This is a genomic window from Micromonospora sp. L31 (assembly GCF_052068075.1).
GTDB lineage: Bacteria > Actinomycetota > Actinomycetes > Mycobacteriales > Micromonosporaceae > Micromonospora > Micromonospora purpureochromogenes.
In genome coordinates this window covers 1-22,786 of the sequence record NZ_JBQHDC010000004.1, presented here as the reverse complement: position 1 = coordinate 22,786, position 22,786 = coordinate 1, and the positions used below count along the sequence as shown (strand labels likewise).

27 protein-coding genes are annotated in these 22,786 nt (G+C 73.3%); 20 read left to right on the top strand and 7 right to left on the bottom strand.

What is annotated here, in order from left to right; all coding sequences use genetic code 11:
- Positions 1–6 precede the first annotated feature (6 nt).
- Positions 7–714, bottom strand: coding sequence for a hypothetical protein (locus ACTMS9_RS12840; protein ID WP_441164994.1), 708 nt, complete (start codon positions 712–714; stop codon positions 7–9).
- A gap of 715 nt (positions 715–1,429) precedes the next feature.
- Between ACTMS9_RS12840 and ACTMS9_RS12835 the strand changes: the two genes are divergently transcribed.
- A complete protein-coding gene (locus ACTMS9_RS12835; protein WP_441164993.1) occupies positions 1,430–2,821 on the top strand; it encodes a class I adenylate-forming enzyme family protein in 1,392 nt (463 codons plus the stop codon).
- 35 nt (positions 2,822–2,856) lie between these two features.
- Here ACTMS9_RS12835 and ACTMS9_RS12830 read toward each other — a convergent pair whose 3' ends face one another.
- Positions 2,857–3,483 carry a 4'-phosphopantetheinyl transferase family protein gene (locus ACTMS9_RS12830; protein WP_441145998.1) on the bottom strand — a complete coding sequence of 209 codons (627 nt, stop codon included), beginning with the start codon at positions 3,481–3,483 and terminating at the stop codon, positions 2,857–2,859.
- Between the two features lie 17 nt (positions 3,484–3,500).
- Here ACTMS9_RS12830 and ACTMS9_RS12825 point away from each other — a divergent pair, with 17 nt between their 5' ends.
- From ACTMS9_RS12825 to ACTMS9_RS12770, 12 genes are all read left to right on the top strand, one after another.
- Positions 3,501–3,767, top strand: a complete 267-nt coding sequence (locus ACTMS9_RS12825; protein WP_088961672.1) for an acyl carrier protein — start codon at positions 3,501–3,503, stop codon at positions 3,765–3,767.
- Positions 3,767–4,012: a hypothetical protein gene (locus ACTMS9_RS12820; RefSeq protein ID WP_088961673.1), complete on the top strand. Its 246-nt coding sequence runs from the start codon at positions 3,767–3,769 to the stop codon at positions 4,010–4,012. The genes ACTMS9_RS12825 and ACTMS9_RS12820 overlap by 1 nt, the downstream gene beginning before the upstream one ends.
- Entirely contained in the window at positions 4,005–5,177 is a 1,173-nt protein-coding gene (locus ACTMS9_RS12815) for a beta-ketoacyl-[acyl-carrier-protein] synthase family protein (RefSeq protein WP_441164992.1), read from the top strand. The genes ACTMS9_RS12820 and ACTMS9_RS12815 overlap by 8 nt, the downstream gene beginning before the upstream one ends.
- A gap of 95 nt (positions 5,178–5,272) precedes the next feature.
- On the top strand, positions 5,273–5,785 hold the full coding sequence (locus ACTMS9_RS12810; protein ID WP_441164991.1) for a beta-ketoacyl synthase chain length factor: 513 nt from the start codon (positions 5,273–5,275) through the stop codon (positions 5,783–5,785).
- The gene (locus ACTMS9_RS12805; protein ID WP_441164990.1) at positions 5,782–7,401 is read left to right on the top strand and encodes a class I adenylate-forming enzyme family protein; all 1,620 of its coding nucleotides are present in this window, start codon (positions 5,782–5,784) and stop codon (positions 7,399–7,401) included. Before ACTMS9_RS12810 ends, ACTMS9_RS12805 begins: the two co-directional genes overlap by 4 nt.
- A complete protein-coding gene (locus ACTMS9_RS12800) occupies positions 7,398–8,651 on the top strand; it encodes a beta-ketoacyl-[acyl-carrier-protein] synthase family protein (protein ID WP_441164989.1) in 1,254 nt (417 codons plus the stop codon). The genes ACTMS9_RS12805 and ACTMS9_RS12800 overlap by 4 nt, the downstream gene beginning before the upstream one ends.
- Before the next feature lie 59 nt (positions 8,652–8,710).
- Entirely contained in the window at positions 8,711–9,820 is a 1,110-nt protein-coding gene (gene hppD / locus ACTMS9_RS12795; protein WP_441164988.1) for a 4-hydroxyphenylpyruvate dioxygenase, read from the top strand.
- A complete protein-coding gene (locus tag ACTMS9_RS12790) occupies positions 9,817–10,746 on the top strand; it encodes a phytanoyl-CoA dioxygenase family protein (RefSeq protein WP_441164987.1) in 930 nt (309 codons plus the stop codon). Before hppD ends, ACTMS9_RS12790 begins: the two co-directional genes overlap by 4 nt.
- A gap of 1 nt (position 10,747) precedes the next feature.
- Positions 10,748–11,545: a DUF3050 domain-containing protein gene (locus tag ACTMS9_RS12785; RefSeq protein WP_441164986.1), complete on the top strand. Its 798-nt coding sequence runs from the start codon at positions 10,748–10,750 to the stop codon at positions 11,543–11,545.
- Positions 11,542–12,513, top strand: coding sequence for a thiamine pyrophosphate-dependent dehydrogenase E1 component subunit alpha (locus ACTMS9_RS12780; RefSeq protein WP_441145982.1), 972 nt, complete (start codon positions 11,542–11,544; stop codon positions 12,511–12,513). Before ACTMS9_RS12785 ends, ACTMS9_RS12780 begins: the two co-directional genes overlap by 4 nt.
- Positions 12,513–13,487, top strand: coding sequence for an alpha-ketoacid dehydrogenase subunit beta (locus tag ACTMS9_RS12775; RefSeq protein ID WP_088961682.1), 975 nt, complete (start codon positions 12,513–12,515; stop codon positions 13,485–13,487). The genes ACTMS9_RS12780 and ACTMS9_RS12775 overlap by 1 nt, the downstream gene beginning before the upstream one ends.
- Positions 13,484–14,842 carry a hypothetical protein gene (locus ACTMS9_RS12770; RefSeq protein WP_441164985.1) on the top strand — a complete coding sequence of 453 codons (1,359 nt, stop codon included), beginning with the start codon at positions 13,484–13,486 and terminating at the stop codon, positions 14,840–14,842. The genes ACTMS9_RS12775 and ACTMS9_RS12770 overlap by 4 nt, the downstream gene beginning before the upstream one ends.
- A 66-nt stretch (positions 14,843–14,908) precedes the next feature.
- On the opposite strand, the gene ACTMS9_RS12765 is transcribed toward ACTMS9_RS12770, so the two are convergent.
- Entirely contained in the window at positions 14,909–15,604 is a 696-nt protein-coding gene (locus tag ACTMS9_RS12765) for an SGNH/GDSL hydrolase family protein (protein ID WP_441164984.1), read from the bottom strand.
- Positions 15,605–15,868: 264 nt separating this feature from the next.
- Between ACTMS9_RS12765 and ACTMS9_RS12760 the strand changes: the two genes are divergently transcribed.
- Positions 15,869–16,864, top strand: coding sequence for a S1 family peptidase (locus ACTMS9_RS12760; RefSeq protein WP_441164983.1), 996 nt, complete (start codon positions 15,869–15,871; stop codon positions 16,862–16,864).
- Between the two features lie 44 nt (positions 16,865–16,908).
- On the opposite strand, the gene ACTMS9_RS12755 is transcribed toward ACTMS9_RS12760, so the two are convergent.
- Complete coding sequence (locus ACTMS9_RS12755) at positions 16,909–17,493, bottom strand: hypothetical protein (protein ID WP_441145973.1); 585 nt, start codon at positions 17,491–17,493, stop codon at positions 16,909–16,911.
- A 98-nt stretch (positions 17,494–17,591) separates the two neighbouring features.
- Between ACTMS9_RS12755 and ACTMS9_RS12750 the strand changes: the two genes are divergently transcribed.
- Together ACTMS9_RS12750 and ACTMS9_RS12745 are read left to right on the top strand one after the other, a co-directional pair.
- A complete protein-coding gene (locus ACTMS9_RS12750) occupies positions 17,592–18,101 on the top strand; it encodes a dethiobiotin synthetase (RefSeq protein ID WP_441164982.1) in 510 nt (169 codons plus the stop codon).
- A gap of 17 nt (positions 18,102–18,118) precedes the next feature.
- A complete protein-coding gene (locus tag ACTMS9_RS12745; RefSeq protein ID WP_441164981.1) occupies positions 18,119–18,676 on the top strand; it encodes a hypothetical protein in 558 nt (185 codons plus the stop codon).
- Between the two features lie 102 nt (positions 18,677–18,778).
- On the opposite strand, the gene ACTMS9_RS12740 is transcribed toward ACTMS9_RS12745, so the two are convergent.
- A complete protein-coding gene (locus ACTMS9_RS12740) occupies positions 18,779–19,027 on the bottom strand; it encodes a flavin reductase (RefSeq protein ID WP_441145967.1) in 249 nt (82 codons plus the stop codon).
- Positions 19,024–19,239, bottom strand: coding sequence for a hypothetical protein (locus tag ACTMS9_RS12735; RefSeq protein WP_441145965.1), 216 nt, complete (start codon positions 19,237–19,239; stop codon positions 19,024–19,026). The genes ACTMS9_RS12740 and ACTMS9_RS12735 overlap by 4 nt, the downstream gene beginning before the upstream one ends.
- 390 nt (positions 19,240–19,629) lie before the next feature.
- Here ACTMS9_RS12735 and ACTMS9_RS12730 point away from each other — a divergent pair, with 390 nt between their 5' ends.
- The 4 genes from ACTMS9_RS12730 to ACTMS9_RS12715 all read left to right on the top strand — a co-directional run bounded on the left by ACTMS9_RS12730 (position 19,630) and on the right by ACTMS9_RS12715 (position 21,955).
- A complete protein-coding gene (locus ACTMS9_RS12730; RefSeq protein ID WP_441164980.1) occupies positions 19,630–20,436 on the top strand; it encodes a helix-turn-helix domain-containing protein in 807 nt (268 codons plus the stop codon).
- Positions 20,427–20,618, top strand: coding sequence for a DUF397 domain-containing protein (locus ACTMS9_RS12725; RefSeq protein WP_441145962.1), 192 nt, complete (start codon positions 20,427–20,429; stop codon positions 20,616–20,618). Before ACTMS9_RS12730 ends, ACTMS9_RS12725 begins: the two co-directional genes overlap by 10 nt.
- An 88-nt stretch (positions 20,619–20,706) precedes the next feature.
- On the top strand, positions 20,707–21,294 hold the full coding sequence (locus tag ACTMS9_RS12720) for a carboxymuconolactone decarboxylase family protein (RefSeq protein WP_441164979.1): 588 nt from the start codon (positions 20,707–20,709) through the stop codon (positions 21,292–21,294).
- 145 nt (positions 21,295–21,439) lie between these two features.
- On the top strand, positions 21,440–21,955 hold the full coding sequence (locus ACTMS9_RS12715) for a GNAT family N-acetyltransferase (RefSeq protein WP_441164978.1): 516 nt from the start codon (positions 21,440–21,442) through the stop codon (positions 21,953–21,955).
- Between the two features lie 123 nt (positions 21,956–22,078).
- Here ACTMS9_RS12715 and ACTMS9_RS12710 read toward each other — a convergent pair whose 3' ends face one another.
- The gene (locus ACTMS9_RS12710; protein WP_441145956.1) at positions 22,079–22,513 is read right to left on the bottom strand and encodes a VOC family protein; all 435 of its coding nucleotides are present in this window, start codon (positions 22,511–22,513) and stop codon (positions 22,079–22,081) included.
- Positions 22,514–22,786 lie beyond the last annotated feature (273 nt).

The following is a 22,786-nucleotide window of genomic DNA, read 5'->3' as shown; positions in this document are numbered from 1 at the left end:
GACGGCCTACTCGGCCGACTGGACGCGTAGCCCGTCCACCAGGTCCGGTACCCGGTCGAGCACCGTGTCGGCCAGGGGCAGCACGGTCACCCAGGTGTCCGCGGCGGCGAGCACGAAGTAGGGCTGGCCGTCGGAGAGCGTGTCCCGGAAGAGTTCTCCCGCCCCGGTCCGCAACCCCCGCCACGACGGCAGCTGTCGCGTGCGCTCCGCGGTGAGCGGCGTCATGTCCAGCAGGCCGAGCCCGGGCACCTGCTTGAGCACGGTCGCCGGCGCCGCGAACCGGCTGCCGGCCCTGGTGTCGGGGCGCACGATGACGCCGTCGTCGTGCTCCGTGATCCGCAGTGTCCGCAGCATCGCGAGCAGCTGCGCGGTCGAGGCGCCGTACAACTGGGTGAGGAAGCAGTACCGGCGCCCTCGCCACGCCGCCACCAGCCGGTCCTCGGTCAGCCGGATCTGCGCGTCGTACGACCGTGCGCGCGCCGTCAACAGGGTGCCGCCCTGATAGGTCAGCTTCTCGTCGAAGTCGTCGACGCCGAGCGCCTGTGCCATTTCGTCGGCCAGGCCGACCGAGCCGGCCGTGAACTCGTGCCGCCGGCCGGCGATGGCCAGCTCGACCACCGAGGTGAACGGCGCGCTGAAGTCGAGTGGGCCGGTGAGCCGGAATCGCCGGCCGTCCATGGCGCGGTGTGCGACAGATGCTTCTGCGGCTGCCATCCCCACCACCTCCCCCCGTGGGTGTGGCACGTGGTGGCCTCACATCATCCGCGCCACAACTATCTCTGACAAGCCCAATGTGCCTGCTCGTGTCACCGCACCCCCCGGGGATCACTCATGCCGGCGGTTCCGCTCGCTCTCCCGGCTGTCGTCATTCCGTCATCAATTTCCACCCGGATTCCGCTGAGGCCGGAGCGGGAAAAGCCCGATGAGCTACGGATATTTCCAGTAGAGGACTGACACGTCCGTTTCGAGCGCCAACTGTCCAGATCGTGCCGTGCCGAATGTCGCGCCGTAGCGACGGCTGTCCTGTCGCGACGGGCCGCGTGGTCGGCGTCGGGCTCGCTGCGCCGCCGCCGCTCCGGCGGATCGGCCGGGGGCGCACATCTCGGGGATCCGGGCCGTGCTCCGGCACTGAGTGGCGTGTGACCAGGCCGAAAGGCCGAACCCGAGGCGGTCACCGGACGCCGCGGTGCCCCGTCGGCGACTGCGGGCGTACGGCGGCCCGGCCGGCGGTGTCCCGACCCGGCGCCCGCGCCTGATCCTGCCTGTCCGATCGAGTGTCGGCAATCCGGCCGGCCGCTCTTTCTGATCTAGCCATTTGCATCTAGCAATGGCTTTCCGGCCTGTCGTAGGGTTCCGACAGCACCCCGAAAGACGCACCTGATGGGCGGATTACGCCCTATTTGACGCTGGGCGGTGGGCGGCAGTGACCATGGATCGTCCGACGGAAGATTCTACGGCGACAGACCCGGGTTGGGTTGACGAAATATTGTTAACAGGCCGGCCGAATGACATCTGTCTTCGTCTGCCGGAGCCGGTCGACCGGGGCACCCTGCGGCGCCTGGTGGGTGAGGCGCAGGCCCGTCTCGCCGCGGCCGGACTGCGCCCCGGCGGCGCCGCCGCGCTGCGGTTGCCGCCGTCGCTGGCGTACGTGGTGAACCTGCTGGCGACCTGGCGCACCGGCGCCCAGGCGGTGCTGCTCGATCACCGGCTCACCGACCACGAGGTGGACCGGGCGCTGGAGCGGCTCACCCCGCAGGTGGTCGTCGCGCCGGTGCGCACCGGCGGCGGCGCGCTGCGGATCTTCGTCGACGTCACCGAGGGCGTCACGTCCCACTCGGACGCCCCGGCCACCAGCGGCCACGCGGTGATTCAGCTCAGCTCCGGCTCCACCGGACCGTCCAAGGTGATCGGCCGTACCGCGACGGACCTGGTCGCCGAGGTGCGCCGCTACACCCGGATCGACGGGGTGGCGCTGCCCGGGGAGCGGATCATCCTGCTGCCGTCCATGGTGCACGTGCTCGGCCTGGTCGGCGGCCTGCTCTACGGCCTGCACGCCGGCGTGGAGCTGGTCCCGCCGGAGCGGCTCGGCGGCGACGCGATCCTGGCCGCCGTCGCCGCCCAGGACACCCCGGCCACGGTGCTCGGCGTGCCCTTCCACATCGGACTGCTCGCCTCCACCCGACCGGACGGCCCGCTGCCGCAGTTCAAGCGGATGACCACCGGCGGGGAACTGGTCCCGGCCGCCACCGCGCAGGCGTTCGCCGACCGCTTCGGCGTCCCGCTGGGCAACATGTACGGGATGACCGAGGTCGGGGTGATCGGCACCGACCTGTACGGACGGCACCGCCCCTCGATCGCCCCCGCCCCCGGCATCGAGGTCCGGGAGTCCGGCGGCGAGCTCTGGGTGAGCTGCCCGGCGTCGCCGTACGTGGGGCTCAGCGACCCCAGCCGCTGGGCCGACGGCTGGCTGCACACCCGCGACGCCGGCACCGTCGACCCGGCGACCGGCCTGGTCACCGTCAAGGGCCGGCTCGACTCGCAGGTCTCCATCGGCGGGATGAAGGTGGACCTCACCGAGGTCGAGGCCACCCTCACCGGGCTGCCCGGGGTGGCCGCCGCCGTGGTCGTGTACGACGACGGCATCACCGCGTACGTGCAACCCGAGGGCCCGTTGTCGGAGGAGGTGCTGGACAAGCTGCTCGCCGAGCGGCTCGCCGGCTACAAGCGCCCCCGCACCCTGCACATGGTCGACCAGTTGCCCCGGACCACCACCGGCAAGCTGGTCCGCTCGGTCACCGCGCTGCGGGCGGCGGCCCCGTGACCGGCCCGCTCGGCGAACACCCGGGCACCGGCCCGCTACTCGAACACCACCGATACCTCGACCTGGGCACGGCCGCCCGGATCCGCCCCGGCGCCGACCGCGACCGCCAGCACCAGCCCGGCACCGCACCCCGGGTGGCCGACCTGGACGCCGGCCCGGTCGGGCAGGGGGCGCAGCAGCTCGCGCGGGTGCTCGGGCACCGGCATCAGCCGGCGCAGGCCACCGGCGCGCAGCCCCCGGCCCAACGCCTTGCCGACCGCCTCCTTGGCCGTCCAGAGCAGCAGGAACGCCTCGACCCGGGCGGCGTCCGGCAGGTCGCCCAGCCAGGCCGCCTCCGGCGGGGCGTACCAGCGGTGGGCCAGCGCCAGGGCGGGCAGCGGGCGACGCCGCTCGACGTCCACCCCGACCGGACCGGCCCGCCGGGCGGCGACCACCACCACGCCCTCGGCGTGGCTGACGCTGACCGGCAGCGACACGGCACCGGCCCGCACCCAGGGCCGCCCGTCGGGCCGGCGGCCCACCCCGACCTCCCGTTCCGCCCGGCCGAGCAGCGTGCACCCCGCCCGCCGCAGCAGCCGGCGCGCCACCTCCGGCCGACCGCCGGGGGCAGCGCTGACCCACACGTGCACGGTGTCCCGACCGGACACCGGTAGCTCGCCCACGAAGAGAGGTTAAAGCCATGCGCGACGAGGTCCGCACCTTCGTCATCGAGCAGCTCGAGGACATGAACTACGACGTCGAGGGGATCGACGACGAGACCACCCTCGGCCCGTCCGGGGTCGACCTGGAGTCCCTGGCCCTGGCCGACCTGTCCGTCCGCGTCGAGGACCGGTACGGCCTGACGTTCGCCGACGACGAGTCGGAGAAGCTGGCCCTGATGACGGTCGGCGAGTTCACCCGCATGGTCGCCGACCGGGTCGCCGGGTCGACCAGCGACAACCGCTGATGTCCGGTCAGCCCGACCTGGGGCGAGCTGACCTGGTGAGCATGCTCGCCGAACTGACCGCGAAACCCGTCGACCAGGTGCCGCACCGGGTCGGCTCGATGGAACTCGCCTGGCTCGTGCACCTTGTCGAGCAGCGCTACGACCGGCGGCTGGACCTCACCGACGACCAGCTCGCCGGGATCCGCACCGTCGACGACGCCCTGGCGGTGTTCCGCACCTCCCTGACCAGCCCCGCAGATGGCTGAGCGGGAGCCCGTACCGATCGTCGGCAGCTACGCCGTCAGCGCCCTGGGCAGGGGCGTCGACGCCCAGCTCGCCGGAGTGCTCGCCGGCACGCCGGCGTTCCGGCCGGTACGTCGCTTCGACACCACCGGCCGCCGGGTGACCGTCGCGGCCACCCTGCCCGACGTCGGGACCCTGCCGGACGAGCTGGCCGACGCGATCGACGCGGCGTGCCGGGCCGCCGGCCTGGACGCGGCGGCCCGGGCGGAGTCCGCCCTGCTGCTGGCCACCCACGGCGGGCCGCTGTCCCAGCCCGTCGCCTTCGCCGACGACCGTTCGCGCACCGGACCCGACGGTGGGTTGGCAAGCGGTGCCGACGTCGAGGTGCCGGCGCTCGCCGGGCACCTGGCCCGCCGGTGCGGCCTCGGCGGGCCCACCCGGACCTACACCAGCGCCTGCGTCTCGGCGAGCACGGCGGTCGCGGACGCGGCCACGATGATCGGTCGGGGCGACGTCGCACGGGTGGTGGTCGCCGCGGGCTATCTGGTCGAACCGGACCAGTTCGCGCTCTTCGACGCCGGCCGGGCGCTCGCCGCCGACGGGGCGGTCCGCCCGTTCAGCGCCGGCCGGCAGGGGCTGCTGCTCGGCGACGGGGTGGCCGCGGTGGTGCTGGAGTCCGCCGGGGCGGCCCGTCGCCGGGGCGGCACGCCGGTCGCCACCGTGTGCGGGTGGGGCCGGGCCGGCGACGCGTACCACCCGTGCCAGCCGGACCCGCAGGGGCGGGGACTGGCCCGGGCGGTGCGGGCGGCCCTGCGCCGGGCGGGGCTGGAGGCGGCGGCGGTCGGCTACGTCAACGCCAACGCCACCGGCACCGGGTTCAGCGACGCCTCCGAGGCGGCCGCGTTGCGGCTGGCGCTGGGCGACCTCGCCGGCCGGGTGCCGGTCAGCTCCACCAAGTCCGTGCACGGGCACGCCCTGGAGGCCTCCGGCCTGCTCGAACTCGTGGTCACCGTGCAGGCGCTACGGCACGGGAAGCTGCCGGTCAACGCCGGCTGGCTCGGCCCCGACGAGGCGTGCCCGCTGGACGTGGTCACCGACGCCCCCCGCCCCGTCACCACCCCGCACGCCCTCACCCTCAACGCCGCCTTCGGCGGGGCCAACACCGCCCTCCTGGTAGGTGCCCCATGACCCCCACCCCGGACACCCCGCGATCTTGCACTTCCGGCCCCGACATATCCGCCAACCCGGGCAATTCGCGGGCCGAAACTGCAAGATCGCGCGGGGTGGGGAGTGGGGGGAGTGGGGTGCTGGCCGAGGCGCGCTGGCCGGAGCCCGGCGACGGGCCGCCGCCGGCGCTGCCCGGGTTCGTGCACTCGCCGTTCGCGCCGCTGGTGGCGGCGGTGGCCGACCGCTGCCTGACCCGCCGGTACGGCACGCGCCCGGCGCCGTCGGGCACCACCCGCGCGGTGGTGCTGGTCAGCGCCGCCGGTGACCGGCCGAGCGCCGCGCACGTCCGGGCCACGGTCGCCGCCGGTGGCCGGGTCGGGCCGCTGTTCTTCTTCCAGTCGGTGCCGAACAGCGTGGCCGGGCACGTCGCGGCGCGCTGGGGACTGGACGGCCCGGTGGTGTGCCTGAGCCCCACCGGCGACCCGCGCGCGGACGGCCTGGCCCAGGCGGACCTGCTGCTGTACGACGGCGACGCCGACGAGGCGTTGCTGGTCCTGATGGAAGAGGCACCCGACGGCACGCCCACCGGGGCGGTCGCGGTGCTGCTGGGGGGAGGAACGAGGCAATGAGGACGAAGGGACTGCGCGGGGCGCTCGCCGCCGACACCGCGCTGGGCGCCGGCAACGTGCTCGCCCGGGTGCTGGCGCACGGGGCCGACCCGACGGGACCGGGGTTGACCTTCGACACCCCGGTCGACGGGCACCCCGCCGAGCGGCCGCTCACCCTGGGCCAGCTCGACGAGCGGGTCGCCGCCCGGGCAGCCTGGCTGCACCGGCGCGGCGTGCGGCCCCGCGACCCGATCGCGGTGTGGGCCACCGGCGCCGCCGACATGGTGCTCAGCTTCCTGGCGCTGACCCGGCTCGGCGCGATCCCCGCGCTGATGAACGGCAAGCTCCGCCCGGAGATCGCCGCCGAGTACATCCGCCGGCTGCGCGCCGCCGGGGTGCTCGCCGACGCCGCGCACACCGAGGCCCTCGCGGGACACGACCTGGGCGCGCCGCTGCTCGGGCAGCCCGCCGAGGCGGGCGCGGGTGACCCGGCCGACGCGCCGCCGCACTACCGCCACCACGACGAGGACCCGATCGTCATCACCCACACCTCCGGCACCACCGGGGTGCCGAAGGCGGTGCTGCACTCGCACGCCAGCCTCTTCGCCGCCACCCGGCACCTGCTGTCCATGCCGCAGGCGCAGGGCACCAGCCGGATCCTCAACGCGCTGCCCGCCCCGCACACCGCCACCGTGCTGATGGTCAACCAGGCGCTGGGCAACCGGGCGGAGATGCTGCTCCTGTCCGAGCAGGGCGGCGAGCGGGTACTCGACGCGATCCAGCGCTGGCGCCCCGACGGGGTGTTCGGCTTCTCCGTCACCTGGGCGGAGCTGGCCCGCTTCGACCTGTCCGGGTACGACCTGGACTCGGTGCGGCTGTGGTTCAACACCGGCGACTGCTCACACGAGCCGCACGTGCGGCGCCTCGTCGCGGTCGGCTCCCGGGACACCGTCACCCGCGAGGGCGTGGTGCGGGTACCCGGCTCGGTCTTCATCGACGGGCTCGGCTCCAGCGAGATGGGCCACTCGATGTTCCACCTCACCCACACCGCCGACACCGACCGGTACGGCCGCTGCGTCGGCCGTCCCTACCGCTTCACCAGGGTGGCGGTGCTCGACCTAGACGGCAACGAACTGCCCCCCGGCGAGGTGGGCTGGCTGGGCATCGACTCCCCGTCGCTGTTCCGCGGCTACTGGAACGACTCGGTGACCACCTACCGGTCCCGGCTGCGCGGCTGGTACCTCACCGGCGACCTCGTGTACGCCGACGCCGAGGGCCGCTACTACCACCTGGACCGGGCCGTCGACTCGGTGGAGCTGGCCGACGGGCGGCGCTTCTTCACCGCGCTGTCGGAGGAGCGCATCCTGGCGGCCTGCTCCGACGTCACCGACTGCACCGTGGTGATCGTCAAGCGGGACGACGGCACCGTGGTCACCGACGTGCTGCTGGAACTGGCCGCCGGCGCCGACCCGGGGACCGACCGCACCGGGGCCGTCCGCGCAGCGCTCGGGGCGGACGTCGGCGCGACCCTGCGCCGGGTGGTGCCGGTCGCCTCCGCCGACATCCCGGTGACCGTCACCGGCAAGGTACGCAAGGTGGCGCTGCGCGAGCGCTACCTGACCGAGTCGCCGTCATGACCGTCGTCATCACCGGAATGGGGTTGTTCAGCCCGGTCGGGCGGGGCGTGGCGGCCACCTTCGACGCGCTGACCACCGGGAAGTCCGGGCTGGCCCGGCCGCCCGAGGGGCACCCCGCCCGGGAGTCGCTGGAGGTCGCCGGGCTGCTGCCGCCGATCGACCCGCGTACGGTCGCCGCCGGCCCGGAGACCAAGGTGCTCGACCGGATCGTGGTGCTGGCGCTGCTCACCGCCGCCGACGCGCTCGCCGACGCCGGGATCGAGGTCGGCCGGGACGTCGACCCGGCGCGGATCGGCGTGATCGTCGGCGGGGTCGGCGGGATGTCCACGCTGGAGACGCAGGTGGTGGCGCGGGCCGCCCGGGGGCGGGCGGCGGTCAGCCCGTACCTGCTGACCGGGATCCTGCCGAACATGCCGTCGGCGCGGATCGCCATCGCGCACGGCATCCGCGGCTACAGCTCCGCGGTGGGCACGGCGTGCGCCTCCGGCGCCCAGTCGGTCGCTGACGCGGTCCGGCTGATCCGGGGCGGGGAGGCCGACGTGGTGATCTGCGGGGCCAGCGAGGCGCCGCTCTTCCCGACCTTCGCCGACACCTTCGGCAACGCCCGGGCGCTGGCCCGTGGCTGGGCGGACCCGACCCGGGCCAGCCGGCCGTTCGACAGCCGGCGCAACGGGTTCGTCCTCGCCGAGGGGGCGGCGCTGCTGGTGCTGGAACGCGCCGAGCACGCCGCGGCGCGCGGCGTCACCGCCTACGCCGAGGTGGCCGGGTACGGCGCGACCACCGACGCGTACCACCCGACCGCGCCCCGACCGGACGGCGCGGGCGCGGCCGAGTGCATGCGGCGGGCGCTGGCCGGCGGGGGAGTGTCGGCGGGCGACGTCGGCTACGTCAACGCGCACGGCACCGGCACCAAGCTCGGCGACATCGCCGAGACCACCGCGCTGGCGACGGTCTTCGGCGTCGGCGGGGTGCCGGTCAGCTCCACCAAGGCGCTCACCGGGCACCTGCTCGGCGCGTCCGGGGTGGTCGAGGCCGCCGCCTGCGCGCTGGCCCTCGGCGCGGGGCTGCTGCCGCCGACGTACCACCTCGACGACCCGGACCCGGACTGCCCGGCGGACCACATCCGGGTCGAGCCCCGGGCGACCGGGACGGAGTTCGCGCTGACCAACTCGTTCGGCTTCGGCGGCCAGAACGTCAGCCTGCTGCTGCGGCGCACCGCCGGGGCGCGGGCCGCCGGGCCGCACAGGTGACAACCCGGGCCTTACGCGCCCGGACCGCACTCACGGGGGGACATGGGGAAGGGCTGGAGATGGACATCCGTGGAATAGACCACATCGAACTGTACGTGGGGGACGCGCGGCAGGCCGCCTTCTACTTCGGCACCGCGATCGGCTTCCAACTGCGGGGCCAGGGGGGACCGGAGACCGGGCTGGCCGGGCAGCGCTCGCTGCTGCTCAGCCAGGGCGACATCCGGATGCTGCTCACCTCCGGGCTGACCGCCGGGCATCCCGCCTCGACGTACGTGCAGCGGCACGGCGACGGGATCGCGGTGGTGGCGCTGGAGGTCGGCGACGCCGCCGGGGCGTACGCGGAGCTGGTGGCCCGGGGTGCGACCGGGGTGAGCGCGCCGCGGACCTGGACCGGCGCGGACGCCGAGGTGGTGACCGCCGAGGTCGGCGGCTTCGGCGACGTGCTGCACCGGCTGGTGGAGCGGCGCGGCGACCGGACGGAGTTCCTGCCCGGGGCGGTGGAGACGACGCCGCCGGTCACCGACGACCACAAGCTGCTCGCCGAGATCGACCACCTGGCGGTCTGCGTGCCGCCGGGGCAGCTCGACGAGACCGTCGCGCACTACCAGCGGGTCTTCGGCTTCGCGCAGATCTTCGAGGAGCACATCGAGGTCGCCGGCCAGGCGATGAACTCCAAGGTGGTGCAGAGCCCGTCCGGGCGGGTCACCCTGGTGCTGCTGGAACCGGACGCGGGCCACCGCCCCGGCCAGATCGACGCGTTCCTCACCGCGCACCACGGCGCCGGGGTGCAGCACCTCGGGCTGCGCACCGACGACATCGTCACCGCCGTCGGGGCGCTGGCCGAGCGGGGGGTGCGCTTCGCCGGCACCCCCGGGGCCTACTACGACGACCTGGAGCGGAGGGTCGGCCCGATCGACGCGCCGCTGGACCGGCTGCGCGACCTGAGCATCCTGGTCGACTCCGACCACGGCGGGCAGCTGCTGCAGATCTTCACCGAGTCGATGCACGTGCGCCGCACCCTCTTCCTCGAACTGATCGAGCGGCGCGGGGCGCGCACCTTCGGCAGCGGCAACATCAAGGCGCTCTACGAGGCCAAGGAACGGGAGCTGGCCGCGGCGGGGGCAACCCCCGCCGTCGTGGCCGGCACGGCACGAGGGGTTGGGGCATGACCACCACGGAGTTCCATCCGACGCTGACCGCCGAGGAGGAGGCGCTGCTCCCGTCCGACGAGGACGTGCGCCGCTACGCCGAACACGGCTGGTACCTGTCGAAGAAGCTGCTCACCGACGAGGAGGTGGACGCGCTCACCGCCGCCGCCGACCGCTACTACGGCGGCGAGCGGGACCGCCGCCTGCCGGTGCGCCCGCCGAAGCTCGCCTACTGGGAACCGGCCAAGGGCCCGGTGCAGCGGCACAACGACTACGTCCACCACGAGCACGACGGGCTGGCGGCGATCCTGCGCAAGCCGCTGATCGGCGCGGTCGCCGCCCGGCTGGCGCAGGCCGACGAGATCCGGATCTTCCAGTCCACGCTGATCTACAAGCCGCCGATCTCCGGCGAGCCGTCCAACATCGTGCCCTGGCACTTCGACAAGCACTACTGGGCGTCCTCGTCGTCGGAGAAGATGCTCACCGCCTTCATCCCGTTCCACGATTGCGGGGAGGAGATGGGCACCATCACCATGGTCGACGGCTCGCACCGGTGGCAGGAGATCGGCGCCGACGACACCGTCGTACGGCACTTCGCCGACCGGGACCGCGACCAGCTCGAGGAGATGCTGGCCGAGAACGCCGCGTACAACGGCGCGGAGATCCGCAAGATCCCGATGGTCATCCCCAAGGGACACATGAGCTTCCACCACTGCCGCACCTACCACGGCAGCGGCGCCAACGTCAGCGGCCGCCCGCGCCAGGCGATCTCGCTGCACCTGCAGGACGGCGACAACGCCTGGCGGGAGTATCGGCTCTCCGACGGCACGCTCGCCGCGTACAACCACGACGTGCTGGTCCGCCGCACCCACGAGGGGCGGCCCGACTACGCGGACCCCGAATACTGCCCGGTCATCTGGCGCGACCGCGCCCAGCAGGGAGGCTGACATGTCACGGTACGACTGGGGGAAGACGCATCCGGGCATCGAGCGGCTGGAGCAGGCGGTGACCGACCGCCGCGACGTGGTGGTCAAGCACCCGCTCTACGCCAACCTGGACACCCACGAGGCGCTGGTCACCTTCATGGAGCACCACGTCTTCGCGGTCTGGGACTTCATGTCCCTGCTGAAGTCGTTGCAACGGCAGCTCACCTGCGTCACGGTGCCGTGGATCCCCACCGGCCCGACCGGCAGCCGCCGCCTGATCAACGACATCGTGATGGTCGAGGAGAGCGACGAGCTCGGCGAGGGCTACATCAGCCACTTCGAGCTCTACGTGCGCGGCATGCGGGAGGCCGGCGCGGACACCACCGCCGTGGACGCGCTGGTCGAGCTGCTGCGGGCCGGTCGCCCGGTGACCGCCGCGCTGGCCGAGGCCGGCGTCCCGGCTGCGTCAACGCGGTTCGCCGCCACCACCTGGAAGATCATCGAGTCGACCCCGGTGCACTGCCAGGCCGCCGCCTTCGCCTTCGGCCGCGAGGACCTGATCCCCGACATGTTCACCCAGGTCGTCGCCGTCAACGAGCGCAGCAACCGGCTGCACACCTTCGTCGACTACCTGGAGCGGCACATCGAGGTCGACGGGGAGCAGCACACCCCGATGGCGATGCAGATGCTCGCCGACCTCTGCGGCGACGACGACGCCAGGTGGCAGGAGTGCGCCGACACGGTCAACCTGGCGCTCACCGCCCGGGCCGCGCTGTGGGACGACATCCTCGTCGCCGTGAAGGAGGGGCGCGACCGGTGACCGGCGCCGACCCGGTCCGGCTCTACCGCACGGTACGGCTGATCCGCCGCTTCGAGGAGCGGGCCGTCGAGCTGGTCCACTCCGGGGCGATCGTCGGCGGCATCCACCCGTACCTCGGTCAGGAGGGGATCGCCGCCGGGGTGTGCGCCGCGCTGCGCGAGGAGGACCTGGTCACCGGCACCCATCGCGGGCACGGGCACGTGCTGGCGAAGGGTGCCGACCCGGCCCGGATGATGGCCGAGCTGTTGGGGCGGGAGACCGGGCTGAACCGGGGCCGGGGCGGCTCGATGCACGCCGCCGACTTCTCCCGCGGGGTGCTCGGCGCCAACGCCATCGTCGGTGCCTCCGGGGCGATCCTCACCGGCGCGGTCTGGGCCCGCCGGCGGCGCGGCGACGACGTGGTGGGGGCGACCTTCTTCGGCGACGGCGCGGTCAACGAGGGGATGCTGCTGGAGGCGTTCAACCTGGCCGCGCTCTGGCGGGTGCCGGTGCTCTTCGTCTGCGAGAACAACGGCTACGCCACCACCATGCCGGTCGCCGGCGCGGTCGCCGGCACCATCGTCGGCCGGGCCGAGGCGTTCGGCATGCCGGCCGCCGTCGTCGACGGCCAGGACCCGGAGACGGTACGCGACGGCGCGGCCGCCGCCGTCGCGCGGATGCGCGCCGGCGGCGGCCCGGAGCTGGTCGAGGCCCGCACCTACCGCTTCGACGCCCACCACACCTTCGAACACGCGGTACGCCTCGACTACCGCCCGCCGGAGGAGGTGGCCGAGGGCCGCTCCCGGGACCCGGTGCACATCCAGGGCGCCCGGCTCGTCCCGGCGGACCGGGCGGCCGTCGACGCGGAGGTCGAGTCGACGCTCGACGCGGCCGTCGCGTTCGCCCTGGCCAGCCCCGAGCCCGACCCGGCCGGCGCGCTGGACCACCTGTACGCCAGCGGGCTGACCGCCCGGACGGGAGGTGGCTGATGCCACGGCTGTCCTACCGCAAGGCGCTGACCCGGGCGCTCGCCGACGAACTGGCCCGCGACGAGGCGGTGTTCCTGCTCGGCGAGGACATCCGGGTGGCCGCGTCGAACATCACCGCCGGCCTGCTCAAGCGGTTCGGGCCGGAGCGGGTCCTGGACACGCCCCTGTCCGAGCAGGCGTTCACCAGCTTCGCCACCGGCGCGGCGCTGGCCGGGATGCGCCCGGTGGTGGAGTTCCAGATCCCGTCGCTGCTCTTCCTGGTCTTCGAGCAGATCGTCAACCACGCGCACAAGTTCCCGCTGATGACCGGCGGGCAGTGCGCCGCCCCGGTCACCTACCTGGTGCCCGGCTCCGGCTCCCGGACCGGCTGGGCGGGGCAGCACTCCGACCACCCGTACTCGCTCTTCGCCCACGTCGGGATCGTCACCGCGGTGCCGGCCACCCCGACCGACGCGTACGGGCTGCTGGTCTCGGCGATCCGGCACGACGACCCGGTGGTGGTCTTCGCCCCGGCCGGCGCGCTGGACGTCCGCGAGGACGTCGACTTCGCCAGCCTCGCCCCGGTGCCGTTGGGCCGGGGCGTGGTGCGCCGGGCCGGCGACGACGTGACCGTGGTCGCCGTCGGGCATCTGGTGCACGACGCGCTCGCGGTCGCCGGGGAACTGGCCGACCAGGTGTCGGTCGAGGTCTTCGACCCGCGCACGCTCTACCCGTTCGACCTCGACGGGCTGGTCGACTCGGTGACCCGGACCGGGCGGCTGGTGGTGCTCGACGACTCCAACCGGTCCTGCGGCATCGCCGGGGAGATCATCGCCAGTGTCGTGGAACGGGTCCCGCTGGCCGCCCCGCCCCGGCGGGTCACCCGCCCGGACGGCGCCGTGCTGCCCTTCGCGCCCGCGCTGGACCGGGCCGTGCAGCCCGGCCGGGCGGCCCTCACCGCCGCCATCCACCACGTGACCAAGGACGGATCATGATCGATGTGAACTACCGGTGGCCGGCGGCCGGCCGGGCGTGGACCGACCTGCCGGATGCCGCCCGTCGGGCGATGGTCGCGGCCGGGGCGCAGGAGTGGGAGCGGATCTTCCACGGCCGGGCGACGTACAACAAGCAGTGGCGGCTGGCCCGGCCGACGGTGCTGACGGCCGACTCCTTCCGCGAGCTGAACGAGGTCTGCGACCGGATCGCCCAGCTCGTCCTGGACGCCTGCCGGCGGCGCGCCCGAACGGCGGGCGAACTGCGGCGGCTGCTCGGCGTGCCGGCGGGGGAGACCCGGCTGCTCGACGAGGACGAGCCGCTGACCGAGGCGCTGCTGGCCGCGTACCGGCCGGACGTGCTGCTCTCCGGCGGGGAGCCGCGGATCGTCGAGTACAACATCGACAGCAGCCTCGGCGGCGGCTTCGACGCCGACACGGTGATCCAGCGCTTCGCCCAGCTCTACCGGGAGCGCGGCCTCCTCGACGGCGTGCCGGCGCGGCCGGCACCGTCCCTGCTGGACCAGCGGTTCGTGGCGATCCGCGACGAACTGGGCCTGGCCGAGGGGGCCCGGGTGGCGCTGCTGATGGACTTCGACGCCGAGTACCCGGGGCTGGACGACCCGGAGACGTTCATCCGCATCCTCTCGCCCCTGGTGGACCAGGCCCGGCGCTTCGGCATCGACCTGGTCATCGCCCCGGTCGCCACCGCCACCCTGGACGCCGACCGGCGGCTGGTGGTGGGCGGCGCGCCGGTGGACGCGCTGTTCCGGCTCTTCGTGCCCAACCGGGTCACGCCGAGCCCCGGCCTGGAGGCGGTGGCGGGGGCGCTCGCCGCCGGCACCCTGCCGATGTTCGTCAGCGCCGCCGCCTGGCTGCTCGGCAACAAGGTCAACTTCGCCTGGCTCTACGAGGACCTGGACCAGCTCCCCGCCGACGACCAGGCCCTGATCCGCCGGTACGTGCCGCACACGGTGGTGCTGACCGAGGCCGAGCTGGACCGGGCGCTGGCCGAGCAGGCGGAGCTGGTGGCCAAGCCGGCCGACGGCTCCGCGGGCCACGACGTGCTGATCGGCCCGGAGCTGAGCGCGGCGGCCTGGGCCGACGGGGTTCGCGCGGCCGTGGCGCGGGGCGGCAACATCCTGCAGCGGTACATGCCGGCCGACCGGGTGGCGATGGACTTCGTGCAGATCGAGACCGGGGAGGTGGTCACCGCCGAGGTGCCGTACAGCATCGCCCCGTACCTGTTCGGCCGCACCGGCTCCGGCGCGCTGGCCCGGGTCGGCTACCCCGGCTGCGAGGGCGTGCTCAACCTCGCCCGGGGCGTCCTGCTGACCGGCATCCTGCTCACCGACTGACCCGGCCGAGGATCGTCTGTCGTCTCCCGTCGCGGCCGGCGTCGGGAGACGACAGACGATCCCGGGTCACGGCCGGGGCGCGCGTCGGGCGGCGAGGTGGGCGCCGAGCCGGCGTACCGTCTCCGCCGCCGCGATGGCGTCGCTGCGGGCGCTGCCGTGCCGGCCGTCGCTGCTGTACAGCGACGCCTCCGCGCCGGCCGGGTGGTCGGTGAGGTGCACGTGCACCGTGCCCAGCCGCGCGGCCAGCCGCCCCGTGTGCGAAGAAAGACGACGCATCCGCTCGCTCAGTCCGGACCGCAGGGGAGCCGGGACGGCCGGGCTGTGCGAGACGTCGAACATGCCGACGGTGACCACGTCCGCCCCGGCGTCCCGCAGCGCACCGATCATCTCGGCCAGCTCGGCGTCGACCGCGTCCGGGTCGAAAGCCGGGCGGAACGCGTCGTTGCCGCCGCAGACCACCAGGGCCAGGTCGGGGTCGAAGGCCAGCGCCGCGTCCAGTTGCGCCGCACGCACCTCGTGCGCCCGCAGCCCCCGCCGGCCCAGGTTGAGGTACGCCAGCCCGGGGTGGGCCGCACGCAGCTCGGCGGCGATCCGGTCCGCCCACTGCACCGGCGGATACCCGTCAACCGGCTCGCACATCCCCTCGGCGACGCTGTCGCCCAGCACCACGAACCGGCGCCACGGATGCCCGGCGAGCAGCGCCGCGCTCTCGCCCTCGCGCAGGCAGTACGGATCGGTCGCTTCGGTCAGCGTCGATGGCATGGCCGGCAGGCTAGCCGACCCGGGCAATGGGCGTCGACACCGCGTCGGAAGCACGACCCTGAGCTGGCAGTGCGCCGAATCCAACAGCGTCCATCGATGTCGACGCGTTACGCGGCCACGTCCGGTCCGGCCCGGGGTGAACAACCGCGCCGGGGGCCTGGATCCGTCCCGGCGCCGGGAGAAACATGTGCACTCATCGATCGGCCGATCGGGCCGTCCAGCCCTCCCCGGGAGGAACGCGTGAGACTCACTCGACGTGGTGTGATGTCCGCCGTCACCGTCGCCCTGCTCACCGGCGCCGTCGCCGCGGCACCGGCGCACGCCGCCCCCGCACCCCTGTCCGCCGAACGGGCCGCCACCCTCACGGCCGCGCTCGGCGCCGACCGTACCGCCGGCTCCTACGTCGACACTTCCGGGCGTACCGTCGTCGCCGTGACCGACGCGCGCGCCGCCGCCACGGTCCGGGCCGCCGGCGGGCAGGCCCGCCTGGTCACCCGCAGCACCGCCGCGCTGGAGCGCGCGCAGTCCCGGGTGGACCTCGGCGTCACCGGCACCGCGACGTACGTCGACCCGGTGACCAACCAGGTCGTGGTCGGCGTGGACAGCACGGTCAGCGCCGCCGACCGGGCCCGCATCGGGGCCGCCGTGGCCGCCTCCGGCGGCAGCGCGCGCACGACCGACCTGGCCGGGACGTTGAGCATGCGGATCTCCGGCGGCGACGCCATCTACGGCGGCGGCTACCGCTGCTCGCTCGGCTTCAACGTGCGCAGCGGCAGCACCTACTACTTCCTCACCGCCGGGCACTGCACCAACCTCTCGGCGAGCTGGTACGCCAACTCGGCGCTGAGCACCAAGCTCGGCGACCGGACCGGCAGCAGCTTCCCCGGCAACGACTACGGCATCGTCCGCTACACCAACACCTCGGTCGCCATCGACGGCTCGGTCGGCACGCAGGACATCACCGCCGCCGGTGACGCGTACGTCGGCCAGGCCGTGACCCGCCGCGGCAGCACCACCGGCACCCGCACCGGCACGGTCACCGGCCTCAACGCCACCGTCCGGTACGCCGAGGGCACCGTGCGCGGCATGATCGCCACCAACGTCTGCGCCGAGGGCGGCGACAGCGGCGGCCCGCTCTACGCCGGCAGCACCGCGCTCGGCCTGACCTCCGGCGGAAGTGGCAACTGCCGCACCGGCGGCCAGACCTTCTTCCAGCCCGTCAAGGAAGCCCTGAGCAAGTACGGCGTCGCCGTCTTCTGACGCCGGTTGAGGTGGCTCCCCGGTGCGTGCACCGGGGAGCCACCTCACGTGGCGGACCGGCGTCGCCTGTGGCGTCGGCTGCGGGCCCGGTTGCCCAGCTGCGGCGGGCCGGCCGGGCCCCGCTGCTGCCGTTCCAGACGCCGGCGGGCCCGCTTCGACAGTCCGTCGTCGCCGGTGCCGTAGTCGCGCAGGAGCCCCCAGGACGCGCCGAACGCCAGCCCCAGGAACGCCACCCCGAAGCCGAAGCTGGTGTAGGGCACCTTGCTCGGACGCCATGCCACGGTCGCGCCCGGCCCCTGCACCCGCGCCCGGACCGGCGTCGTCGGGCGCTCGTCGAAGATCGGTTCGATCGTCACCTGCGGGATGCGCAGGCTCCCGTCGTCGGCCGTGAACCGGCCCGAGCAGATCCACCGGCGGACCTCCCGGCGCACCGACGAATCGCATCCGGTGACCTCGACCCGTCCCGGGACCCCGGTGTGTTCGCCGACCGTCGCCCGGGCACCCTGCCACAGGGCACCCAGGCCGATCAGGGTGAGACTGCCCCCGAACACCAGCACCAGTGCGAGGCGGATCCAGATCTCCGCTCGCGGCACGACGCCCTGGCGCCGCGGTTCCGCCTCCTGCCGCATGCCGGGATGGTACGAGTGCGGGTCGAGGCGAGGCGCTCGTGGCGTACCCCCTCGGCGGCCGTCACCGGCGATAACCTCGGCGGCGGAGGTGAGGCCGGGTGGTGCAGGTGGCGGTCTGTGGCCCGGCGTCCGCGACGCCGGCCGAGCTGGCCCACGCCCGCCGGGTGGGGGAGCTGCTCGCCGCGCGCGGCGCGACCGTCCTCTGCGGAGGTGGCGGCGGGGTGATGGCCGCGGTCGCCGCCGGCGCCCGGGCCCACCACGGCCTGGTCATCGCGGTACGCCCCGACGACGGCACCGCCCCCGGCCCGGTCGCCGACGCCTCGGCGACGCTGCTGACCAACCTGGGACAGGCCCGCAACGCCGTCCTGGTGTGGAGCGGCGACGCGGTGATCGCCGTGGGCGGCTCCTGGGGCACCCTCAGCGAGGTGGCGCTGGCGATGCGCCGGGGCGGGGTACCGGTGGTGGTGCTCGGCGGCTGGCGGGTGGTGGACGCCACCGGGGCGCCGGTGTCCGGCCCGCGCCACGTCGACACCCCGGAGGAGGCGGTCGGTGTGGCGCTGGCCGACCGGCCGGGCGACGACGAGTCCGCTCCGGCACGGCGGGCGTAGCCTCTTCCCATGATCAGATGTTGTCGGTCGGCGATTCCCCGGTGGCCGTGTCGGTGAGGCGGTGGGCCCGTCACGCGTGGCCGGTCGCGCTCTGGACCGTCGGCCTGGTCGGGCTCTGCGCGGTCGGACTCGGCCCGTCGTTCTCACCGGCGAGCTGCGACGAGCGGGAGGCGGGGGTCGCCGCGCCGCTGCACACCGACGTGGCGCCGGTCGTCCGGGAGTTGGCACCGCTCGGCGCGATCCTGGAGGTGCACTGGGTGCAGCGGGTCGACGGCGGACTCTGCGACCTCAGCCCCGGTGCCCTGCGCCTGGCCCGCGAGGGTGTCGCCCGGGTCGCCGACGTGGCCGCGTTGACGCGATTGACAGCGCCGGACACTGAGGACCGCGCCGACTTGGTCGCGCCCGACGCGCGACTGTCGCCATGGTTGCCATCCCGCCCCGACTGGTGGTCGGGGCCGGCACTGGACGCGCGCTTCGACGCGGGGGCGGACGACGCGTCGGCCTGGTACCGGCTGGATCGCGCCAGCGGGGTCGTCCACTTCCGCTCCGATGTGGACCAGGAGCCCGGAGCCTGACCTCGACGCCTCCTGCCGGGGTCGTCGCCGCCCCCGGCCGCAGACCCGTCCCGGGCCACCGTTCACGGGGAGGCAGCGCTGAAGGCGCGTCCGTGCGGAGGGTCAGCCGCGCGGACGGACCCAGGACAGGAAACGATCGGCCAGCTGGGGGCGGTTGCCGCTGTCGAGCTGGGCGATGTCGTCCTCGGCCTCGTCCTTCAGCTCCGACAGGTGGTGCCGCAGCCCGTGCCGGTCGTCCGCGTACGCGTCGAGCAGGTCGAGCTTCGCCGAGGCGCACGGCCAGGGATGGGCGTCGACGCGACACAGCCACATCGGCCGCAGGGGAATGTGCCGTGTCGCCTGCTCGATCATGCGATCACCGTGACCCGGTCGACCCGCACGGAGGCGTACCGCTCGCGGGGGTCCACCGAGCCGTCCGGCCGTACGTCGTGCCCCCGCAACTCGGCCCAGCGCTCGCCGCCGTGCGTGGCCTGGCCGACCACCTCCTCGACGCGCATGCGCAACGGGCCCGCGCCGAAGGCGTAGTCGGCCTCCGGGACAATGATGGTGGCTCCAGGCCTCATGGCCGTGCCCGGGACAGCAGCCGGCGGTGCCCCCGGTGTGGCGTTCACCCGTCCGCGGCCTCGGAACGGCGGGACGAGTGGACCGACTGGACCCGGTACGCGCGGCGGTGGCGGTGCTGATAGCTCGCTCGGCTTCTGCTCGGGCTGCGGCTTGTCCTTGGGCACGGTTCTTCCCTGTCTGTCGGCGTTGGAGATGGGGCCACCCCGCCATCGCCGGGGCGGCCCCGCCACGAACGCGACCGCCGGGTTTCGTCTCCTCCACCGGCCGCGCCGTCCTGGCTTCCACCCTGGACGCCCGACTCATACGCTGGAAACAGTGACCGCAGGATCGCGGAGCGTGGCGGTCGGTTGGAGACGGGTGAGGAATGCCGTGGGAGACCGTGGAAGGGCGTGGAAGCTGTGGGAATCTCGCCGTCGGAGTACCTTCTGCGCGAGCTGCGGCGACGGCGGACGGCTGCGGGGCTGACTCAAGCCCAGCTGGGCGAGCGCGTCTTCTGCTCCGACTCCCAGGTAAGCGCGATCGAGACCGGTACGAAGCCGCCCACTCGGCCTTACCTGACAGCGGTCGACGACGCGCTGGGCGCGGACGGCTACTTCGCGACCCTCTGGGATGAGTTGGTCAAGGGCGACGCCGCGCCGATCTGGCTCCGTGAGTGGATCGAGATTGAGCGCGAGGCGACCGCGTTGCGCTGGTACGAGCACGCCTTCGTGCCCGGCCTCCTGCAGACCGAGGGGTATGCACGTGCAACGTTCCGGGCGGCACGGGTGCCCACCTCGGAACTCGACCAGCGGGTCGCGGCGCGCATGGAGCGGCAAGTCGTCCTCGCCCGCGAACCCGCCCCGCAGCTGTTCGTGGTTCTGGACGAGATGGTCGTCCGACGGGCGTGCGGCGGCGCGGACGTGATGGCCGAGCAGCTGCAGCACCTCATCGCCTGCGCCGAACAGCCGCATATCCAGTTGCACATCGTCCCGACGTCGGCTGGCATGTACTCGGGCCTGGCCGGGGCATTCATCGTCGCCGACCTGCCGGACGGGTCTCGGGCCGGCTACGTCGACAACCAGCGTGCGGCGCAGATCGTGGGACAGGCCGAGGAGGTTGCTAGCCTTGGACTGTCGTGGGACGCGGTCCGGGGCGAGGCCCTCCCGCTCGGCCTGACTCTCGACGTTCTCACGGAAGCGGCAAAGACATGGACATGACCGGTGCCAAATGGCGGAAGTCATCCCGCTCTTCCACGAACGGCGGCGCGTGCGTCGAGGTCGCCGACAACGTGCCGGGCATCGTCGGGGTGCGGGACTCCAAGGACCCGGCCGGTCCGGCGTTGACCTTCTCGCCGGCCGCCTGGCGGGCGTTCGTCGCCCGCGTGGCCGAGCGGGCCTGACCGACCCTTCCCCGAGCACGAGAGCGCCCGTCCCCGAGCTGTCGTTGATCGGTCTGTGGGCGGTCGCCGGGTGCAGCACACTAACCCTATGAACCGTCCGGCTGCATTCCTCGCCGATCCGTCGCAAAGCCCAGCGGTGACTGCCGCCTACGAGGCCGATCTCACCTCCGACGGCTACATCAACAACCTCACTCGTGTCTGGTGCTGGCGTCCTGATGTGCTGGCGTCCTTCCAGGCCCTGCGTGGTGATCTCCTGGCTGATTCAGGCCTGTCGTCAAGGGAAGTAGCCGTGATGGTCGCCGCCACCGCCGCTGCCCGCAGCGACGCATACTGTGCGCTGGCGTGGGGTTCCCGGCTGGCCGAACTCAGTGACGAGGCGACCGCCGCACGGGTGCTGCAAGGCGTCGACAGTGACCTGTCCGAGCGGGAGGCCGCACTGGCCGGTTGGTCTCGTCAGGTCGTCCAGGATCCGAATGCCACGACCGAGGCTCACGTGGAGCACTTACGCGACGCGGGTCTCACTGACCAGGAAATCTTCGAGGCGACGACCTGGATCGCGTTCCGGCTGGCGTTTTCCACTATCAACGACGCGCTGGGAGCACGGCCAGATCCGCAGCTTGCTGAGAAGGCGCCTCGGCTCGTCCGGGAAGCCGTCACCTACGGCCGCCAGGTCTAGCCGCACACGACCTTGGCACCCACCGACAGCGCCGTGACGCTCGCGCTGTCAGCGGCATGTGCGTCCCAAGGGTTCCGCGACCGGCCTTTTCCGAGGTGGCGTAATCGGCTTGTGCGGAGTGTCGAGGGCTGCTTCTGTGTTGCCCGTGACCGAACTTCGAACGCCGCGACTGTGCTTGCACGCCATCGACGCGGCAGAGGGTGAACGCATCGTCGGGCGGCGCGCCGGAGCCGGGGATGCCTGGGCTGAGGATTTTCCTTTCGACGGCGACGTCATCGGCGTCACGGCCTTTCTCACAGCCACGGCCGCCCACGGGGACCAGCGCCCTTTCGGGCACTACCGGATCACCCGGACCGCCGACGGGAAGGCCATCGGTGGAATCGGTTTCAAGGGTCAGCCGGACGACGGATGTGTCGGGGTCGGTTACGGCCTTGCCCCATCAGCCCGTGGTCACGGCTATGCAGCGGAGGCACTCGTCGCCCTGCTGAACGTCGCCGCCGATCACGGATTGTCCCGAGTTGTCGCCGACACCACCGGGGACAACGTCGCCTCCCAGCGGACCCTCGAACGTGCCGGGTTCCGCCACATAGGCGCCAACCGTGACCTCTACCTGTACGAAGTACTCCTCGACGCCCCTTCGCGACCGGCTCAGACGCAGTAGCCCGATCGCCCGTTGGGCAGCCCGTAACTCCCGCGTGATCGGTGGTCCTTCGGAACCGTCTATCGCTCATCGGCAAAGCCACGAGCGGCTGGCTGCTCGCGAAGGTGCCACGTTCGCGGCCACTCAGTCGAGACAGAACTCGTTGCCCTCGATGTCCTGCATCAGGAGGCACGACTCGTTGTCGCCATCGGCAGGCAGTAGTCGCACGCGTACCGCGCCGAGCGCGACCAGTCGTGCGCATTCGGCCTCAAGTGCGGCCACGCGCTCTTCGCCCACGAGCCCGGTGCCGACCCGCACGTCAAGATGCACCCGATTCTTGACGACCTTGCCTTCGGGAACGCGCTGGAAGAACAGTCGCGGGCCCACACCTGAGGGATCAAGGCATGCGAACGCTGAGCCCTTATGCTCAGGCGGCAGCGCGCGACCGAAATCCTCCCAGGTAGCAAACCCCTCCGGTGGCGGCGGTACGACGTACCCCAACACCTCGCACCAGAACCGAGCGACGCGCTCAGGTTCTGCGCAGTCGAAGGTGACTTGGATCTGCTTGACCGATGCCATCGGCCCACCATAGAGGCCGGGTGTTTCGTCGTCTCCACGGGCCGACCATCCGCCGTGACGGCTGATCGCTGGCCGACGCACACGATCGGCGGCAAGTGAGGATGCCGCCCCATCCAGGCGGGCGCTGATCTTGCAGGCGACACCTCGCACACCGGCTCGGCGCATGAGAAAGACTGGCAGGCATGGCTGATCTGGACGACCCGAAGGCTGCGCTGCACCACTACCTCCAGGCGACTCGCGATGACCTGATCTGGAAGCTCGACGGGCTGAGCG

Bases quoted from the DNA above. Each gene is read 5' to 3' on its own strand.
- ACTMS9_RS12840 (WP_441164994.1), bottom strand. From the start codon at position 714: ATGGCAGCCGCAGAAGCATCTGTCGCACACCGCGCCATGGACGGCCGG.
- ACTMS9_RS12835 (WP_441164993.1), top strand. From the start codon at position 1,430: ATGGATCGTCCGACGGAAGATTCTACGGCGACAGACCCGGGTTGGGTT.
- ACTMS9_RS12825 (WP_088961672.1), top strand. From the start codon at position 3,501: ATGCGCGACGAGGTCCGCACCTTCGTCATCGAGCAGCTCGAGGACATG.
- ACTMS9_RS12820 (WP_088961673.1), top strand. From the start codon at position 3,767: ATGTCCGGTCAGCCCGACCTGGGGCGAGCTGACCTGGTGAGCATGCTC.
- ACTMS9_RS12815 (WP_441164992.1), top strand. From the start codon at position 4,005: ATGGCTGAGCGGGAGCCCGTACCGATCGTCGGCAGCTACGCCGTCAGC.
- ACTMS9_RS12805 (WP_441164990.1), top strand. From the start codon at position 5,782: ATGAGGACGAAGGGACTGCGCGGGGCGCTCGCCGCCGACACCGCGCTG.
- ACTMS9_RS12800 (WP_441164989.1), top strand. From the start codon at position 7,398: ATGACCGTCGTCATCACCGGAATGGGGTTGTTCAGCCCGGTCGGGCGG.
- hppD (WP_441164988.1), top strand. From the start codon at position 8,711: ATGGACATCCGTGGAATAGACCACATCGAACTGTACGTGGGGGACGCG.
- ACTMS9_RS12790 (WP_441164987.1), top strand. From the start codon at position 9,817: ATGACCACCACGGAGTTCCATCCGACGCTGACCGCCGAGGAGGAGGCG.
- ACTMS9_RS12785 (WP_441164986.1), top strand. From the start codon at position 10,748: ATGTCACGGTACGACTGGGGGAAGACGCATCCGGGCATCGAGCGGCTG.
- ACTMS9_RS12775 (WP_088961682.1), top strand. From the start codon at position 12,513: ATGCCACGGCTGTCCTACCGCAAGGCGCTGACCCGGGCGCTCGCCGAC.
- ACTMS9_RS12770 (WP_441164985.1), top strand. From the start codon at position 13,484: ATGATCGATGTGAACTACCGGTGGCCGGCGGCCGGCCGGGCGTGGACC.
- ACTMS9_RS12765 (WP_441164984.1), bottom strand. From the start codon at position 15,604: ATGCCATCGACGCTGACCGAAGCGACCGATCCGTACTGCCTGCGCGAG.
- ACTMS9_RS12760 (WP_441164983.1), top strand. From the start codon at position 15,869: ATGTCCGCCGTCACCGTCGCCCTGCTCACCGGCGCCGTCGCCGCGGCA.
- ACTMS9_RS12755 (WP_441145973.1), bottom strand. From the start codon at position 17,493: ATGCGGCAGGAGGCGGAACCGCGGCGCCAGGGCGTCGTGCCGCGAGCG.
- ACTMS9_RS12745 (WP_441164981.1), top strand. From the start codon at position 18,119: ATGTTGTCGGTCGGCGATTCCCCGGTGGCCGTGTCGGTGAGGCGGTGG.
- ACTMS9_RS12740 (WP_441145967.1), bottom strand. From the start codon at position 19,027: ATGATCGAGCAGGCGACACGGCACATTCCCCTGCGGCCGATGTGGCTG.
- ACTMS9_RS12735 (WP_441145965.1), bottom strand. From the start codon at position 19,239: ATGAGGCCTGGAGCCACCATCATTGTCCCGGAGGCCGACTACGCCTTC.
- ACTMS9_RS12725 (WP_441145962.1), top strand. From the start codon at position 20,427: ATGGACATGACCGGTGCCAAATGGCGGAAGTCATCCCGCTCTTCCACG.
- ACTMS9_RS12720 (WP_441164979.1), top strand. From the start codon at position 20,707: ATGAACCGTCCGGCTGCATTCCTCGCCGATCCGTCGCAAAGCCCAGCG.
- ACTMS9_RS12710 (WP_441145956.1), bottom strand. From the start codon at position 22,513: ATGGCATCGGTCAAGCAGATCCAAGTCACCTTCGACTGCGCAGAACCT.